The organism is Variovorax sp. PBL-H6 (genome assembly GCF_901827155.1).
In the GTDB taxonomy this organism is placed as follows: Bacteria; Pseudomonadota; Gammaproteobacteria; order Burkholderiales; family Burkholderiaceae_C; genus Variovorax.
Map to the genome: position 1 here is coordinate 2,046,361 of NZ_LR594659.1, position 16,328 is coordinate 2,062,688.

Sequence of the window (16,328 nt, forward strand, 5' to 3'; positions counted from 1 at the left end):
CGCGACATCTCCCCAACGCCACGACTGAAAAGACTCGGAGACAACGCGATGAACCGTACAGAGCAGGTGCTCGGCATGCCCGAGCACGACACGCCGACCCTCACCCCGCAAGCACACGGGCCCGCGACCGGCTGGACAGAGCGCCTGTTCAAGCTCAGGGAGCACAACACGACGGTACGCACCGAGCTCGTGGCCGGCCTCACCACTTTCCTGACGATGGCCTACATCATCTTCGTCAACCCGTCGATCCTCGGCGATGCGGGGATGCCGAAGGACGCGGTGTTCGTCGCCACCTGCCTGATCGCGGCGCTGGGCACCGGCATCATGGCGCTCTATGCCAACTACCCGATCGCACTGGCGCCGGGCATGGGCCTGAACGCCTACTTCGCCTATGTCGTGGTGCTGCAGATGGGATTCACCTGGCAAGCGGCGCTGGGCGCGGTCTTCGTGTCGGGCTGCCTGTTCCTGCTGGTCACGGTGTTCCGGCTGCGCGAGCTGATCATCCGCGGCATCCCGCAGACCATACGGCTGGCGATCACGGTGGGCATCGGGCTTTTCCTCGCGATCATCGCGCTCAAGAGCGCGGGCATCGTGGCCCCGTCGAAGGCCACCTACGTCACGCTGGGCGACCTGCACACGCCGCAGGCCGTGCTGGCAACCCTCGGCTTCTTCCTGATCGTGGTGCTGGACCGCCTGAAGGTGCCGGGCGCGATCCTGATCGGCATCATCACCGTGACGGTGCTGTCCTTCTTCTTCGCGGGCAACACCTTCCACGGCGTGTTCGCGGCGCCGCCTTCGATTGCGCCGACCTTCCTGCAGCTGGACATCAAGTCGGCGCTGTCGGGCGGCATCCTCAACGTGATCCTGGTGTTCTTCCTGGTCGAGCTGTTCGACGCCACCGGCACGCTGATGGGCGTGGCGCGCCGCGCGGGGCTGCTGGTGCCGGGCAAGATGGACCGGCTCAACAAGTCGCTGCTGGCCGACAGCGGCGCGATCTTCGCCGGCTCGCTGCTCGGCACGTCGAGCACCACGGCCTACGTGGAGAGCGCGGCGGGGGTGCAGGCGGGCGGGCGCACCGGGCTCACCGCGCTCACGGTGGCGGTGCTGTTCCTGGCCGCCTTGGCGATCTCGCCCCTGGCCGGCGCCGTGCCCGCCTACGCCACCGCGCCCGCACTCTTCTTCGTGGCATGCCTCATGCTCAGGGACATCACCGAGCTCGATTGGGACGACACGACCGAGGTCATCCCCGCCGCAGTGACGGCCCTGACCATGCCCTTCACCTACTCGATCGCCAACGGCCTGGCCTTCGGCTTCATCACCTACGCGGTGCTCAAGCTGTTCACCGGGCGCGCCAGGCAGGTGCACTGGATGGTGTGGCTGATCGGTGGCGTCTTTCTCTTCAAGTTCATCTACATAGGAGGACACTGAACCACAGAAAATAATGCGATCGACCCATTTGAACAATTCAGGGGCGATTCAGGGCCATCGCGAAAACCCGGAAGCCAGGCACAGGCATGACAATCCAACGACTCCAGCTATCGAACATCACCAAGCGCTACCCCTCGGTCGTCGCCAACAGCGACGTCTCGCTCTCGGTGGCGCCCGGTGAAACACACGCCGTGCTCGGCGAGAACGGCGCCGGCAAGTCCACGCTGATGAAGATCATCTACGGCTCGGTGAAGCCGGACGAGGGCAGCGTGGTCTTCAACGGCCAGCCCGTGAGCGTGCGCAATCCGCAGGAGGCACGGGCGCTGGGCATCAGCATGGTGTTCCAGCACTTCAGCCTGTTCGACACGCTCACCGTGGCCGAGAACGTCTGGCTCGGGCTGGACAAGAGCCTGACGCTGGCCGAGGTCACGCGCCGCATCGCCGCCAAGGCCGGCGAGTACGGGCTGGACATCGATCCCGCGCGCCCGGTGCACACGCTGTCGGTGGGCGAGATGCAGCGGGTGGAGATCATCCGCGCGCTGCTGACCGACCCCAAGCTGCTGATCCTCGACGAGCCCACCTCGGTGCTGACCCCGCAGGCGGTGACCAAGCTCTTCGTGGTGCTGAAGAAGCTCGCGGCCGAGGGATGCAGCATCCTCTACATCAGCCACAAGCTGCACGAGATTCGCGAGCTGTGCACCGGCTGCACCGTGCTGCGCGGCGGCAAGGTCACTGGCGTGTGCGATCCGCGCCAGGAGAGCAACGAATCGCTGTCACGCCTGATGATCGGCGCGGAACCACCGCCCTTGCAGCACCGGCCGGTGCATGCAGGGGCCGTGGCTCTGCGGGTGCGGGCCTTGACGCTGGCGCGCGAGGACCAGTTCGGCGTCGACCTCGACGGCGTCTCGCTCGAGGTGCGTGCCGGCGAGGTGGTGGGCATTGCGGGCGTTTCGGGCAATGGCCAGAAGGAGCTGCTGTACGCGCTCTCCGGCGAGGACACGCGCGCCCAGGCCGGGATGATCGAGGTGTTCGGCCAGCCGGCGGGGCACTTTCGCCCACGCCGGCGGCGCGCGCTGGGCCTGCACTTCGTGCCCGAGGAGCGGCTGGGCCGCGGGGCGGTGCCTGCATTGAGCCTTGCGCAGAACATGCTGCTCACGCGCAGCAACGCGGTAGGGAAGGGCGGCTGGATCCGCACCGGCGCGCTGCAGCAGCATGCGGGTCGGATCATCGAGCGCTTCAAGGTCAAGGCCGGCGGGCCGGGTGCGGCGGCGCGCTCTCTGTCGGGCGGCAACCTGCAGAAGTTCATCGTCGGGCGCGAGATCGACGCCGACCCGAAGATCTTCGTCGTTTCGCAGCCCACCTGGGGCGTGGACGTGGGCGCCGCGGCGCTGATCCGCGGCGAAATCCTCGCGCTGCGCGACGCCGGCTGTGCCGTGCTGGTCGTGAGCGAGGAACTGGACGAGCTGTTCGAGATCAGCGACCGGCTGCACGTGATCGCGAAGGGCCGGCTCTCCCCCTCGATCGATCGCGCCACGGCCACGGTGCCGCAGATCGGCGAGTGGATGAGCGGCCTGTGGAGCGCTCCGTCCAAGGCGAGGGAGCAAGAGGAGGTGGCCCATGTTTAAGCTCGAACCCCGTCCGCAGCTGTCGCGCTTCTGGAGCTACGGCTCGCCCATCCTGGCGCTGCTGATCACGGTCCTGATCGGCATGGCGCTGTTCTCGGCACTGGGCAAGGACCCGGTCCGCGGGCTCGCGGTCTTCTTCTGGGAGCCGATCAAGAGCGGCTATGCGCTCGGCGAGCTGATGGTCAAGGCAACGCCGCTGCTCATCATCGCGCTCGGGCTGGCCGTGTGCTTCCGCTCCAACGTGTGGAACATCGGCGCCGAGGGCCAGTTCGTCTTCGGCGCCATCGCGGCCGGGGGCGTGGCCCTGATGGCCGACAAGACCACGGGTCCGTGGATCGTGGCCGCGATCCTCGTGGCCGGCATCCTGGGCGGCATGGTGTGGGCCGCCATCGTGGCCTTCCTGCGCGACAAGTTCAATGCCAACGAGATCCTCGTGAGCCTGATGCTGGTGTACGTGGCGACGCTGCTGCTGGGCTACATGGTCTACGGCCCATGGAAAGACCCGATGGGCTACAACTTTCCGCAGACCAAGACCTTCGAGGCGGTGACGCAGATCCCGCGGCTCATGAAGGGCTCGCGCATGAGCATCGGGCTCATCATCGCGCTGCTGGGCGCGGCGGCGCTGTGGGTGTTCCTGTTCCGCACGCGGGCAGGTTTTGCGCAGCAGGTCGGCGGGTTGGCGCCGGCGGCGGCGCGCTATGCGGGCTTCTCGGCGCGGCGTGCGATCTGGATTGCGCTGCTGACTTCGGGCGGCGCGGCCGGCCTGGCGGGCGCGCTGGAAGTGGCGGGCCCGATCGGGCAGCTCACGCCCTACGTGCCGGCCGGCTACGGCTTCGCGGCCATCATCGTGGCCTTTGTCGGGCGGCTGCACCCGGTGGGCATGATCTTCTCGGCCGTCCTGATGAGCATGTTCTACATCGGTGGTGAGCTGGCGCAGTCACGGCTGGGGCTGCCCAAGTCGCTGACCGGCGTGTTCCAGGGGCTGCTGCTGTTCACCCTGCTGGCCTGCGACACGCTGATCGCCTACCGCATCCGGCGCAAGTCGGCGCCGAAGCCGGTGGCTGCGCCGGCCGGAACTTCGTCGCTACAGGCCAACACGCCGCTCAACGCATCCGTGCCTGCACAAGCCACCGAAGGAGCCCTCTGATGGAATCCTACGCACTCCTCCTGGGCTCGACGCTGAGCGCCGGCACCGTGCTCGCGATCGCGGCACTTGGCTTGCTGATCAACGAGAAGGCCGGCATCGTCAATCTCGGTGCCGAGGGCATGATGCTGTGCGCCGCCATCGCCGGCTTCGCCACCGTCGTGACCACCCACAACCCCTGGCTCGGCTTCGCGGCCGGCATGGCGGCCGGCGCGCTGCTGGCAGCTTTCTTCGGCGTGCTGGTCATCTGGTTCAACACCAACCAGTACGCGACCGGGCTGGCGCTGAGCCTCTTCGGCGTCGGCTTCTCGGCCTTCGCCGGCATCAACTTCGTGCAGGCCAAGCTGCCCGAGAGCACCAACTACGCGCTGCCGCTGCTCGGCGACATCCCGCTGGTCGGGCCGGCGCTGTTCCGCCATCACCCGATGGTGTATTTCGCGGTGCTGCTGACCGTCGGGCTGATCTGGTTTCTCTACCGCACGCGCGCCGGGCTGGTGCTGCGCTCGGTCGGCGAGTCGCCCGAGTCCTCGCATGCGCTGGGTTATCCGGTGCGGCGCATCCGCTTCCTGGCGGTGATCGCCGGCGGCGCGCTGTGCGGGCTGGCGGGTGCGTATCTCTCGACCGTCTACACGCCGCTGTGGGTCGAGGGGATGGTGGCTGGCCGCGGCTGGATTGCACTGGCGCTGACCACCTTCGCCACCTGGCGCCCGGTGCGGGTGCTGCTGGGCGCCTACCTGTTCGGCGGGGTCTCGATGCTGGGCTTCCACCTGCAGAGCACGGGCGTCAACGTGCCCAGCCAGTTCCTCAGCATGCTGCAGTACATCGCGCCGATCGTGGTGCTGGCCCTGATCTCGCGCAACCCGGCCTTCATCCGCGTGAACATGCCGGCCTCCATCGGGAAACCCTTCTACCCCGGCTCATAATCGCGCTCACAATTGTTTCCGACAACATCCTTTGAGGATTTCCCCCAATGAACGATATGAACAAACGTCTCCTGCTCAAGTTGGCTGCCGTGTCGGCGGTCGCCTCGGCCGCGCTCGTCGGCTGCGGCAAGAAGGAAGAGGCGCCTGCTCCCGCACCCGCCGCGCCGGCCCCGGCGCCGAGTGCCGCGGCACCGGCCCCGGCAGGCCCGCTGAACATCGGGTTCGCCTATGTCGGCCCGGTCGGCGATGGTGGCTGGACGTTCGCCCATGACAACGCCCGCAAGGCGCTCGAGAAGCAGTTCGGTGACAAGATCAAGACCAGCTTCGTCGAGAACGTGCCCGAGGGCGCCGACGCCGAGCGCGTGCTGCGAGACCTCGTGAGCCAGGGCAACAAGTTGATCTTCGGCACCACCTTCGGGTACATGGAGCCGATGCTCAAGGTGGCGAACGACAACAAGGACGTGAAGTTCGAGCATGCCACCGGCTTCAAGACGGCCGAGAACATGCGCACCTACGACAGCCGCACCTACGAAGGCGCGTACATGGCGGGCATCATCGCGGGTGCGATGACCAAGAGCAACAAGCTGGGCGTGGTCGGCTCGGTGCCCATCCCCGAGGTGTTGCGCAACATCAATTCGTTCACGCTCGGCGCGCAGTCGGTCAACCCGAAGATCAGCACGAACGTGGTGTGGGTCAACGAATGGAACAACCCGCCGAAGGAAACCGAAGCAGCCACGGCGCTCATCAACGGCGGCGCCGACGTGCTCTTCCAGAACACCGATTCGCCTGCCGTGCTCAAGACCGCGCAGGAAAAGGGCAAGCGTGCCTTCGGCTGGGACTCGGACATGACGGCCTATGGCCCCAAGGCCCACCTGGCTTCGGCCGTCATCAACTGGACGCCCTACTACACCAAGACGGTGCAGGAGGTGCTCGATGGCAAGTGGACCACCGGCCAGACCTGGTGGGGCGTGAAGGAAGGCGCGATCGACATCGTCTCGATTGCCGAGGACGTGCCGGCCGAGGCCAAGGCCAAGGTCGAGGAGGTCAAGAAGGGCCTGAAGGACGGCAGCTTCTCGATCTGGAAGGGGCCGATCGTCGGCCAGGACGGCAAGGAGCTGGTGGCTGCCGGCGCGGCCGTCGACGACAAGTTCCTCTCGGGCGTGAACTTCTATGTCAAGGGCGTGGAAGGCAAGGTCCCCGGCGGCGACAAGAAGTAAGCGACCCGATGGTTCGCCTGAAAGGGTTGCCCCGGCGGCAACCCTTTTTGCATTCCACTCTTCTACGATGATCGAAAGAGAAATCTGGCACCCGGTGGCGCTCTCGGGCGAGGTTGCGCAGGTGCCCGTCGCGGTCCAGCTGCTGGGCGAAAGCCTGGTGCTGTGGCGTGACGCCGCGGGTGCCATCCAAGCCTGGGCCGACCGCTGCCCGCATCGCGGCGCGCAGCTTTCGCTGGGCCGCCTCTGCGATGGCGGCGCCACGCTCGAATGCCCGTACCACGGCTGGCGTTTCGCCAGCGGCGGCCGCAGCGTCTATGTGCCGGCGCTGCCGGCCTTCGTCCCGCCCGCCACGCATCGCGCCACCGTCCATGCGGCGCAGGAGGCCTGCGGCCTGGTGTGGGTACGGCTGGAAGGCGAGGGCGGCGAGCTGCCGGCCTTCCCGGCCGAACACGATGCCCGCCTGCGCAAGCTCGACTGCGGCCCCTACGAGGTCCAGACCAGCGCGCCGCGGCTGGTCGAAAACTTTCTCGACATGGCGCACTTCGGCTTTGTCCATGAAGGCTGGCTGGGTGCGCGTGAAATGACGGTCATCGAAGACTACCGCGTCGAGGCCACGCCGCAAGGCCTGCTTGCCACCGGCTGCAAGGCCTGGCAGCCGCAGTCGAGCGTCAACTCGACCGCGCCTGCACTGGTCGAGTACCGCTACGAGGTCACGGCGCCCTATGCCGCGGTGCTGACCAAGGTGCCGGAGGCGGCGAGCGTGGGCATCGAGGGCTACCAGGAATCGATCGCGCTCTTCATCTGCCCGATGGAGCCCGAGCGCTCCCGCGTCTGGTTCCGGCTTGCCATGGCCGACTTCGAGCGCGACGATGCTCAATTGCGCGGCTTCCAGGACACCATCTTTCTTCAGGACAAGCCCGTGCTCGAATCGCAGCGCCCGCGCAGCCTGCCGCTGGACCTGCGCGCGGAGCTGCATACTGCGGCGGACAAGGCTTCCTCCTTCTATCGCCGGCACCTGAGAGCGCGCGGCATCACCTTCGGAGTCTGCTGACATGACGACCCCTGCGCTTCCTTCCATTGCCGCCGACCGCCTCCCGGCATTGCTGCGCGCCATGCCCAAGGCCGAGCTGCACATGCACATCGAGGGCTCGCTGGAGCCCGAGCTGATCTTCGCGCTGGCGCAGCGCAACGGCGTTGCCATTCCCTACGCCAGCGTGGAAGAGCTGCGCCGCGCCTATGCCTTTACCAGCCTGCAGAGCTTCCTCGATATCTACTACGCCGGCGCCAGCGTGCTGCTGAAGGAGCAGGACTTCTACGACATGGCCTGGGCCTACCTCGAGCGCGCTGCCGCGGACAACGTGGTCCATACCGAAATGTTCTTCGACCCGCAGACCCACACGGTGCGCGGCGTCGCCATCCGGACGGTGATCGAGGGCCTGCATCGGGCATGCGTCGATGCGAAGGCGAAGCTGGGCGTGAGCGCCGCGCTGATTTTGTGCTTTCTGCGGCACCTGAGCGAGGAGGAGGCTTTCGCCACGCTGGAGCAGGCGCTGCCCTTTCGCGACAAGTTCATCGGCATCGGCCTCGATTCGAGCGAGGTCGGCCACCCGCCCGAGAAGTTCGCGCGCGTGTTCGCGCGCTGCCGGGAACTGGGCTTCCACCTCGTCGCCCATGCCGGCGAAGAGGGGCCGCCTGCCTACGTGTGGAGCGCGCTCGACGTGCTGAAGGTAGAGCGCGTCGACCACGGCGTCCAGAGCACCAAGGACGCGGCGCTGATGAGGCGGCTGGCGAACGACCGCATTCCGCTGACCGTGTGCCCGCTGTCCAACCTCAAGCTCTGCGTTTTTCCCGACCTGGCACGGCACAACCTCGGCCAACTCCTCGATGCCGGCCTGGTTGCAACCGTCAACTCGGACGACCCCGCGTACTTCGGCGGCTACATGAACGAGAACTTCGTCCAGACCTTCGCGGCAACGGGGTTGACGGCGCAGCATGCGTGGCAGCTGGCGGCGAACAGCTTCGAGGGCAGCTTCGTCGATGCGCAGACCAAGGCGGGCTGGATGGATCGGCTGAACGAGAGCTTTGCGCAGTTCGGCAGGGCGTGAGCCTTCGGCTCACCCTGCATGCGTCCTCGTCTACCTGACGAAAACGATTTACGGGAGTTACAGCGGTTTGCGTGCGCGCCCAGTGCGGATCGCTTCCTTGCGTGCCTTCTGCAGTTCCTTCAGCTGCACGAGCTGACTCGGGCAGTCGGCGTTGGTGGCCACCAGCACGAACGGGCTGCGCCGCAGCGCCTCGACCGATTTCTCGACATCGGCCGGCATCCGGTTCTTGTTGACCAGCCCGGCGGCGACGGCCGCCCTGGAGTCCTTGAAGAAGCCCTTTTCAAAGGCCGGGGTGCCGCAACGCGCCGCGATCACGCGATAGTCGGCTTCCTGCTGCTCTGCGGCATGGGAGGTCGCCGGCCGTGCCGTCTGGGCGTCCACCGGCAGGGAGATACCGATGATTGACGCCGATAGAAGTGCTCCCAGTTCAACACGCGCTTTCATGAGGACCTGCCGCTTCACGAACGCTGGAGGGTTCGTCATCGGCATGTTACTGCCGCATTGCAGGGGGTGCATGGCACCGACGTGAACTAGTGCCGGGAGAAAACGATGGAGTTGCGGATTCGCATCGGTGCGGGTGGCGCCAGCGCCACGCGCATGCTTGGCGCCTGACCGGAAGCAAGACTTGATCCGGCGAGCCCTCTGTCGCCGGCGCACCCGTCTGGCTTATGCTGCCCGGTCCACCATGTCGATGAAATCACGCCTCAGCAATCTTCGCATCAGCTTGAACACGCGCCTGAGCGCCGGCGTGGCGGCGGTCGTGCTGGCCGCGACCTTTGCCATCGCAACCGTTGCCTTGCATCTTGTCAAGGCCAGCATGCAGGCGTCGATCGCCAATGAGGAATTCGCCCGGGTGACGGTCATTGCCGATGCGGTCGACCAGAAGTTCGTGAGCCGGAGAACCTTGCTGAAGGCGCTTGCCGAAAGCGTGCAGTCGCATGGTGTCTCCAACGTCGCGCCGCTTCAGGGCCTTCTGGAAAAGCACCAGTCCCTGCATGAGGCTTTCGACAACGTTGCTTTCATCGATCTCGATGGCGAGATCGTCGCCAACCTCAACGGAGCGCACAGCATCGGACGCGCGAATGTCAAGGACCGCCCGTATTTTGCTGAGACCCTGTCCGCCGGAGCCGGGGTGATCTCGGCGCCCTACGACAACCGAATCAACGGTCTGGCACAGGTCGCCATCACGCAGCCGGTGCGAAACGATGCCGGGCAGGTTCGCCTGGTGATCTCGGCGTCGATCAATCTGAAGGAGCGCAACATCCTTGGGGACCTGGCCGACGTCAAGTTCGGCGAAACGGGCCACCTGTTCATTCTCTCCAAGGACGGCATCGTGATCGATCATCCGCGCCCGGAGCTGGTGCTGAATCGAGCCGGCGGCGAACGTGCCGGGGACTCCGAGATGGAGCGTGCGATCTCGGGTTTCGAGGGCACGATCGAGGGGTTGGACCAGGACGGCGCGCATGCCCTGTACGCCTTCAAGCGCATTCGCCAGGCCGACTGGATCCTCGGCGCCGTGTATCCGCAGAAGGAAGCTTTCGCGCACATCGACGCCATCGAGCGCGTGGCCTGGGGCGGCGCGATCGCGCTGGCCATGCTGGCGGGTGCGGCCGCCCTCGCCGTGGTGCGGGGGCAGCTGCAGCCGCTTTCGCAGCTGCACCGGCGCATGCTGGATGCGCAGACCGCCCCTGCGGAAGCCGTGGCGCCGCGCACCTATGTTCGCGACGAGATCGGCGACCTCTGGCGGACTTTCGACGAACTGATGCAGCAGCGGCGCGCCAGCGAGAAGTTTCTGCGAGACATCACCGACAACCTGCCCGTCATGGTGTCGCACGCGGATGCGCAAGGCCGCTACACCTTCGTGAACGCGCGCCTGTGCGAGAAGCTGGGCCGCAGTGCTGCCGACCTTCTGGGCCAGCCCGTGCGGGACGGACGCGGTGCGGACTCCAGCGTGATACCGGAGCGCTACCTCCAGCGCGCTCTGGCGGGCGAGCCCGTGACCTTCGAACGCCGGGGCTCCATCCGGCAGGGCGAGGAGCCGCGCTTCTTCCAGACCGACCTCATTCCCGACCGGGATCGGGCAGGCGCGGTGCGCGGCTACTACGCGATGACCTCCGACGTCACGGAGCGCAAGCGCATCGAGCTGAGCCTTGCGCACAGCGAGGCGCGGATCCGCACCATCGCCGACAACATCCCCGCACTGGTCTCGCACGTGGATGCCTCGCTGCACTACACCTTCGTCAATGCGCAGGTCAAGGCGCTGCACAAGTCGGACGCGTTGGTGGGCCAGCCGGTTTGGCAGGTGCGAGGCCCGTCTGGTTTCGCGGTCGTCGAGCCCTACTACCGGCGTGCGCTCGCCGGGGAGAACGTGATCGTCGAGAAGGCCGGTGATGCTGCACTCGGGATCGGCGGCAGGACGTACAAGGCCCACTACATCCCCGACCAGGACGATGTAGGCATGGTGCAAGGCGTGTTCGCCATGACCTTCGACATCACCGACGAGGTCAACGTCCGCAAGGCGCTGAGCGAGCAGGAGAAACGGCTGCGCGACGTCACCGACAGCATTCCGGCACTGGTGGGGTATTTCGATCGGGACGAGAACTGCCTGTACGGCAACAGCCGGGCGCGGCAGATGGCGGGCCTGGGCAGCGGCCCGCTCGACGGCGTGACCTTGCGCGCCGCGGTCGGCGAGGCGCTCTACGCGCAGCACCTCCCCTTTATTCCTGCCGTGCTGGCGGGAGAGGCGGCACGCTTCCCGGTCGAGGCGCCACTCCACGACCACCTCGGGTACTTCCAGGTGAACCTGATCCCGGACAAGGACCTGCAGGGTCATGTGCTGGGCTTCTACGTCATGACCTTCAACATCACGGCGTTGAAGGAGGCGGAAATGCTCCAGGCCGAGAGCGAGATGCGCCTGCGCACCATCACGGACAACCTGCCGGCACTCATCACCTACATCGACCGCGAGCGGAAGATCACCTTCGCGAACGGCACCTATCGTGAGTGGCTCGGGCTCGATCCGGCCACGCTGGTGGGACACCACATCCGGGACATTGCGGGCCCCGAGCTGTACGAGTCCCGCAAGGCCATGATCGATCGTGCGCTGGCAGGGGAGCGCGTCGAGTTCGAGGCAGCCACCAAGCGGGGGGACTTCGATCGCGTCACCCACGTGATCTATGTGCCGGACGTCGGGGCCGACGGATCGGTCCATGGGATCTTCTCGCTCAGCCTGGACATCACCGACCTGAAGGCAGTGGAGCGCAAGCTGATCGAGCTGGCGCGGGTCGACACGCTCACCGGCCTGCCGAACCGCCTCGCCTTCAACGAGTTGCTGCCGGCAGCGATCGCGCGCGCCATGCGCGCTCAAAGCGCGCTCGCGCTGATGTTTCTCGACATCGACCATTTCAAGTCCATCAACGACACGCTCGGCCATGCAATGGGCGATGAAGTGCTGGCGGAGTTTGCCCGGCGCCTGCAGGCCAGCGTCCGAAGCACCGACATCGTGGCGCGGCTGGCCGGCGACGAGTTCGTGATCGTGCTCGAGAAGCTGGAGAGGCCCGAGGCTGCGTCGACGGTGGCCAGGAAAGTCAACGCGTGCATCAGCGCAAGAGGTTTCGAGCTCGATGGCGCAAGCCTGAACGTCACGACCAGCATCGGTGTCGCCTTCCATTTGCCTGCCGGGGTTGCCGTCACGACGGCGGAGCTCCTGGCCCGGGCGGATGCCGCGCTGTACCGCGCCAAGGCGGCCGGACGCAATACTTTCGTGCTCACTGCGGACTAGTTTTTTGACGGCGGCCCACGTGGCGCCCGTGAGCGGTGCGCAGCTGTGCTGAAATCGTGACGGGGACCTCAGAATCCCCAATGCAAAATCGAACCAGAGGTCAAAGCCATGTCGTCAGCGGAAGTCGTCACGCCCGATCAGTTGTTGAAGGAGCTCGATGCCCAGAGCCGCATGCCGATCATGCGCATCGGACAAGCCCTGGTCTCGCTCGGCATGGTCACGGAGAAGCAGCTGGAGGCCGCGCTGGCGCAGCAGCAGCTCGATCGCAACGTGCCGCTGGGCGAGACATTGGTGCGCATGGGCGTGGTCAGCCGCTCGCAGCTCCAGATTGCGCTGGTCCGCAAGATGGGCTATCCGCTCGTCGACCTCCAGCTGTTTCCGGCCGCGGCCGAGGCCCTGCGCAAGCTCGCTCATGGCGTGGCGCGGCGCTTGCAGGTCATGCCGCTGATGATCCACGAAGGCCGCCTCGTGCTCGCCCTGGACGACCCGGCCAGCCGGCACGCCGCCATCGACGAGGTGGAGTTCATCGCGCAGATGAAGGTGGTGCCGGTGATCGGCGAGTGCCGCGACCTGGACTCCGTGCTGCACAAGGCCTACGAAAAGATCGGCGCACCGGCCGAAGGGCGCTCGAGCGCAGCCGACCCGATGAGCATCGACTTCGACCTGGCCGGTACCAGCGAGCTGCTGGAGACCCTCGAGAAGGAGGTCCGCCCGCCAGCCGACGAGGACGCGCCGATCGAGCAGTCCGACAACTCGCTGGTGCGGATGATCAACAGCATGATCCTCGAAGCGCACCGCGAGGGGGTCTCGGACATCCACATCGAGAGCTATCCGGGGCGCGAGAAGACCCGCATCCGCTTTCGCCGCGACGGCCGGCTCTACACCTACCTGGAGCTGCCTCCCAGCTACCGCAACGCGATCGTTGCGCGCGTGAAGATCATGTGCGACCTCGACATCAGCGAGAAGCGCAAGCCGCAGGACGGCAAGATCAACTTTGCCAAGTTCTCGCCCCAGCACCGTATCGAGCTGCGCGTCGCAACCATCCCGACCACCAGTGGGCTCGAGGACGTGGTGATGCGCATCCTGGCGTCGGCCAAGCCCATCGCACTGGATGCGCTCGGATTGTCGGGGCGCAACCTGGTGCGTTTGAAGGAAGCCATCGAGCGTCCCTACGGCATGGTGCTCTGCGTCGGGCCGACCGGCTCGGGCAAGACGACGACCCTGCACTCCGCCCTCATGCACATCAACACGCCCGAGCGAAAGATCTGGACTGCGGAAGACCCGATCGAGATCACCCAGCTGGGGCTGCGGCAGGTGCAGATCAACCCCCGTATCGACTGGACCTTCGCCAAGGCGTTGCGGGCCTTCGTGCGCGCCGACCCGGACGTGATCATGGTTGGCGAAATCCGCGACGAGGAAACCGCGAAGACAGCGATCGAGGCCTCGCTGACGGGACACCTCGTGCTGTCGACACTGCACACCAACAGCGCGCCGGAGACGGTGACGCGCCTTCTCGACATGGGCATGGACCCTTTCAACTTCGCGGACTCGCTGCTGGCCGTGCTGGCACAGCGGCTGGTGCGCCGCCTGTGCACCGAATGCATCAGCAGCCGTCCCCTGACCCCTGAGGAGATCGATGAACTGGTATCCGACTACCTGAATGCCTACGCGGCGAAGGCGTCGCAGTCCGACCGCGAAGGTGTGGTCGCTTCGTGGGAGCGCCGCCATGCCCGCGACGGGCGGCTCATGAGCTTCTCGAGCACCGGCTGCAAGCACTGCAAGGACACCGGGTTCAGGGGCCGCGTGGGCATCCATGAGCTGATGACGATGTCGAAGGGGCTGCGCCGCCTGGTGCAGGCAGGTGCCCGCGCGGAAGAGCTGCAGCAGGCCGCATTGCGCGAGGGCATGCGCACCCTGCGCCAGGACGGTATCGCCAAGGTGCTTTCCGGGCAGACCACGATCGACGAGGTGCGCGCGACCAGCAACGTTTGAGCCCCGGGGCGGGCCCTTTCAACCGGCCGGGGTCCGGGTCAGGCGGCGTGCCAGTCCACGAGCGGCAGTGCGGCGATGGCTGGCCTGGCGAACAGGAAGCCCTGAAAAAGGTCTACGCCCAGCCCGCGCAGCGTATGGACTTCTTCCGAGGCCTGGACGCCTTCCGCGATGACCCGGATCTGGAGCTCGTCGCAGGTCGCCACGAAGCCTTTCACGATGGTGATGCGGACCGGGTCCATGTGGATGTCGCGGACCAGGCTCATGTCGATCTTCACGACGTCGGGCTGGAAGGCCGCGAGCAGTTCGAAGCCCGCATAGGCGGCGCCGAAATCGTCGATTGCGGAGGTAAAGCCGTAGCGCTTGAAGGTGCGGAAGGTGGCGGCGAGTCCGGGCAGGTCCTCGACGCGCTCGCCTTCGGTGATCTCGAACATCAGCTGCTGCACCGGAAAGTTGCAGCGTGCGGCGGCGGCCATGGCGGTGCGGAAGCAGGCCTCCTGGCCGGCGACGTCGTTGGGCATGACGTTGAGGCTGAGCCTGGACTCCATGCCCAATGCGGCTGCGAGTTCGATCGCCCTCACGCGGCAGGCCTCGTGGAACGCGAAGCGGTCTTGCGGTCCCACGCGGGCGAGCACCTCGGAAGCGCCTTCCCCGGAAGCGCCGCGCACCAAGGCTTCGTGCGCGAAGATTTCCTGCCGCGAGAGGTCCACGATGGGCTGGAAGGCCATCGTGAAATCCGAGTCGCCGCCTGGGAAAGCGGCGTCGGCTCTGATCGGGGCAGTCACTTGAAAGGGATCCTCGCGGGCGATGGTTGAGCAGGTGCGTGCCGGGTGGACGGGGCCGCAGGGAGTGGGTGCAGATTCCCGCATGGCTGCATTGTGCGCGTGCCCGGGCGCGGCGGCGCGGCTTCGGCGCCACAAAGCGGTCCGCGCAGCGGACGAAGTCACGGGTTGCCGCGCCGCCTAAAATGCCGGTGCTGCTGCCCCGCAGCGCCGATTTTTTTCCGGGGCCATGTAGAGGAACACCATGTACCAAAACCTCGCCGCCGCGCTCGCGGCTGCCTGTTTTTTCATCTCGCCTTCTTTTTCGCAATCCGCCGTCCAGGCGGACCCGCTCAAGATCGGCTTCGTGTATGTCGCTCCCGTCACCGATGCCGGGTGGGTGCGGCAGCACGACGAGGGCCGCAAGGCCATCGAGGCGGCGCTCGGCAGCAAGGTGAAGACCACCTATGTCGAGAACGTGCCGGAGGGGCCCGATGCCGAGCGCGTGATCCGCGATCTCGCGCAGCAGGGCCACAAGCTGATCTTCACGCCGAGCTTCGGCTACATGGAGCCCACCCTCAAGGTGGCGCGCGATTTTCCCGACGTGAAGTTCGAATCCATCACGGGTTACAAGCCCGCAGCCAATGTCGCGACCGCCAACGCGCGTTACTACCAGGGGCGCTACCTGGCCGGCGTCGCTGCGGGGCGCATGAGCAAGACCCATGTTGCGGGATACGTCGCGGGCTTTCCGATTCCCGAGGTGCTGCAGGGCATCAACGCCTTCACGCTGGGCATGCGCTCGGTCGATCCGAAGGCGCGGGTCAAGGTCGTGTGGCTGGACGCCTGGTTCGACCCGCCGCGGGAGCGCGATGCCGCGATGACGCTGTTCAACCAGGACGTGGACGTGATCGCCTTCCACACCGGCTCCACCGCCGTGATGGCGGCGGCCCAGGAGCGCGGCAGGATGGCCGTGGCCTACCACTCCGACATGCGCAAGGTCGCGCCCGATGCCCAGATCGTCGCCGTCATCCACGAGTGGGGCGGCTACTACACCCGGCGCGCGAGGGCGGTGCTCGACGGCAGCTGGAAGCCGGTCAACACCTGGGGGGGCGTGAAGGAAGGAATGGTCCGCGTCGGCGACTTCGGGCCCAAGGTGCCCAAGGCCGTCCAGGAAGAGGTGTTGGCGCGGCAGCAAGACATCGCAACCGGCAAGCTGCAGGTCTTTCGCGCAAGCCAGGACGTGCGCGACAACGAGGGCAGGGTCGTCATCGCCAAGGACACGGGCCTGCGAGACGACCAGATCCTGATGATGAACTGGCTCGTCGAGGGGGTCGAGGGGCGGGTTGCACGCTGAC

Annotated in this window: 12 protein-coding genes; 10 read left to right on the forward strand and 2 right to left on the reverse strand. The window is 66.5% G+C overall.

All coding sequences use genetic code 11. From position 1 onward, the window contains the following. Positions 1-75 precede the first annotated feature (75 nt). The 7 genes from G3W89_RS09850 to G3W89_RS09880 all read left to right on the forward strand — a co-directional run bounded on the left by G3W89_RS09850 (position 76) and on the right by G3W89_RS09880 (position 8,442). A complete protein-coding gene (locus G3W89_RS09850) occupies positions 76-1,428 on the forward strand; it encodes an NCS2 family permease (protein WP_162577409.1) in 1,353 nt (450 codons plus the stop codon). Positions 1,429-1,514: 86 nt separating this feature from the next. After that, positions 1,515-3,053, forward strand: coding sequence for an ABC transporter ATP-binding protein (locus G3W89_RS09855; RefSeq protein ID WP_162573912.1), 1,539 nt, complete (start codon positions 1,515-1,517; stop codon positions 3,051-3,053). Then, positions 3,046-4,200, forward strand: coding sequence for an ABC transporter permease (locus G3W89_RS09860; protein ID WP_162573913.1), 1,155 nt, complete (start codon positions 3,046-3,048; stop codon positions 4,198-4,200). Before G3W89_RS09855 ends, G3W89_RS09860 begins: the two co-directional genes overlap by 8 nt. Then, positions 4,200-5,120, forward strand: a complete 921-nt coding sequence (locus tag G3W89_RS09865) for an ABC transporter permease (RefSeq protein ID WP_162573914.1) — start codon at positions 4,200-4,202, stop codon at positions 5,118-5,120. Before G3W89_RS09860 ends, G3W89_RS09865 begins: the two co-directional genes overlap by 1 nt. 47 nt (positions 5,121-5,167) lie before the next feature. Then, on the forward strand, positions 5,168-6,337 hold the full coding sequence (locus tag G3W89_RS09870) for a BMP family ABC transporter substrate-binding protein (RefSeq protein ID WP_162573915.1): 1,170 nt from the start codon (positions 5,168-5,170) through the stop codon (positions 6,335-6,337). A 67-nt stretch (positions 6,338-6,404) separates the two neighbouring features. Then, the gene (locus G3W89_RS09875) at positions 6,405-7,388 is read left to right on the forward strand and encodes an aromatic ring-hydroxylating oxygenase subunit alpha (RefSeq protein WP_162573916.1); all 984 of its coding nucleotides are present in this window, start codon (positions 6,405-6,407) and stop codon (positions 7,386-7,388) included. Position 7,389: 1 nt separating this feature from the next. Continuing rightward, complete coding sequence (locus G3W89_RS09880) at positions 7,390-8,442, forward strand: adenosine deaminase (protein WP_162573917.1); 1,053 nt, start codon at positions 7,390-7,392, stop codon at positions 8,440-8,442. A 57-nt stretch (positions 8,443-8,499) separates the two neighbouring features. On the opposite strand, the gene G3W89_RS09885 is transcribed toward G3W89_RS09880, so the two are convergent. Further along, positions 8,500-8,931 (reverse strand): hypothetical protein, encoded by a 432-nt coding sequence (locus G3W89_RS09885; RefSeq protein WP_162573918.1) that lies wholly within the window; start codon positions 8,929-8,931, stop codon positions 8,500-8,502. A gap of 202 nt (positions 8,932-9,133) precedes the next feature. Between G3W89_RS09885 and G3W89_RS09890 the strand changes: the two genes are divergently transcribed. Next, positions 9,134-12,223, forward strand: coding sequence for a sensor domain-containing diguanylate cyclase (locus tag G3W89_RS09890; RefSeq protein WP_162573919.1), 3,090 nt, complete (start codon positions 9,134-9,136; stop codon positions 12,221-12,223). Between the two features lie 108 nt (positions 12,224-12,331). After that, positions 12,332-14,215, forward strand: coding sequence for a GspE/PulE family protein (locus tag G3W89_RS09895; RefSeq protein ID WP_162573920.1), 1,884 nt, complete (start codon positions 12,332-12,334; stop codon positions 14,213-14,215). A 38-nt stretch (positions 14,216-14,253) separates the two neighbouring features. On the opposite strand, the gene G3W89_RS09900 is transcribed toward G3W89_RS09895, so the two are convergent. Next, positions 14,254-14,997 (reverse strand): EAL domain-containing protein, encoded by a 744-nt coding sequence (locus G3W89_RS09900; protein ID WP_232076436.1) that lies wholly within the window; start codon positions 14,995-14,997, stop codon positions 14,254-14,256. Positions 14,998-15,238: 241 nt separating this feature from the next. Here G3W89_RS09900 and G3W89_RS09905 point away from each other — a divergent pair, with 241 nt between their 5' ends. Further along, positions 15,239-16,327, forward strand: a complete 1,089-nt coding sequence (locus G3W89_RS09905) for a BMP family ABC transporter substrate-binding protein (protein WP_162573921.1) — start codon at positions 15,239-15,241, stop codon at positions 16,325-16,327. Position 16,328: the final 1 nt, after the last annotated feature.

Excerpts from the sequence above, each read along its gene's own strand:
- G3W89_RS09850 (WP_162577409.1), top strand. The coding sequence starts at position 76 with ATGCCCGAGCACGACACGCCGACCCTCACCCCGCAAGCACACGGGCCC.
- G3W89_RS09855 (WP_162573912.1), top strand. The coding sequence starts at position 1,515 with ATGACAATCCAACGACTCCAGCTATCGAACATCACCAAGCGCTACCCC.
- G3W89_RS09860 (WP_162573913.1), top strand. The coding sequence starts at position 3,046 with ATGTTTAAGCTCGAACCCCGTCCGCAGCTGTCGCGCTTCTGGAGCTAC.
- G3W89_RS09865 (WP_162573914.1), top strand. The coding sequence starts at position 4,200 with ATGGAATCCTACGCACTCCTCCTGGGCTCGACGCTGAGCGCCGGCACC.
- G3W89_RS09870 (WP_162573915.1), top strand. The coding sequence starts at position 5,168 with ATGAACGATATGAACAAACGTCTCCTGCTCAAGTTGGCTGCCGTGTCG.
- G3W89_RS09875 (WP_162573916.1), top strand. The coding sequence starts at position 6,405 with ATGATCGAAAGAGAAATCTGGCACCCGGTGGCGCTCTCGGGCGAGGTT.
- G3W89_RS09880 (WP_162573917.1), top strand. The coding sequence starts at position 7,390 with ATGACGACCCCTGCGCTTCCTTCCATTGCCGCCGACCGCCTCCCGGCA.
- G3W89_RS09885 (WP_162573918.1), bottom strand. The coding sequence starts at position 8,931 with ATGCCGATGACGAACCCTCCAGCGTTCGTGAAGCGGCAGGTCCTCATG.
- G3W89_RS09890 (WP_162573919.1), top strand. The coding sequence starts at position 9,134 with ATGAAATCACGCCTCAGCAATCTTCGCATCAGCTTGAACACGCGCCTG.
- G3W89_RS09895 (WP_162573920.1), top strand. The coding sequence starts at position 12,332 with ATGTCGTCAGCGGAAGTCGTCACGCCCGATCAGTTGTTGAAGGAGCTC.
- G3W89_RS09905 (WP_162573921.1), top strand. The coding sequence starts at position 15,239 with ATGTACCAAAACCTCGCCGCCGCGCTCGCGGCTGCCTGTTTTTTCATC.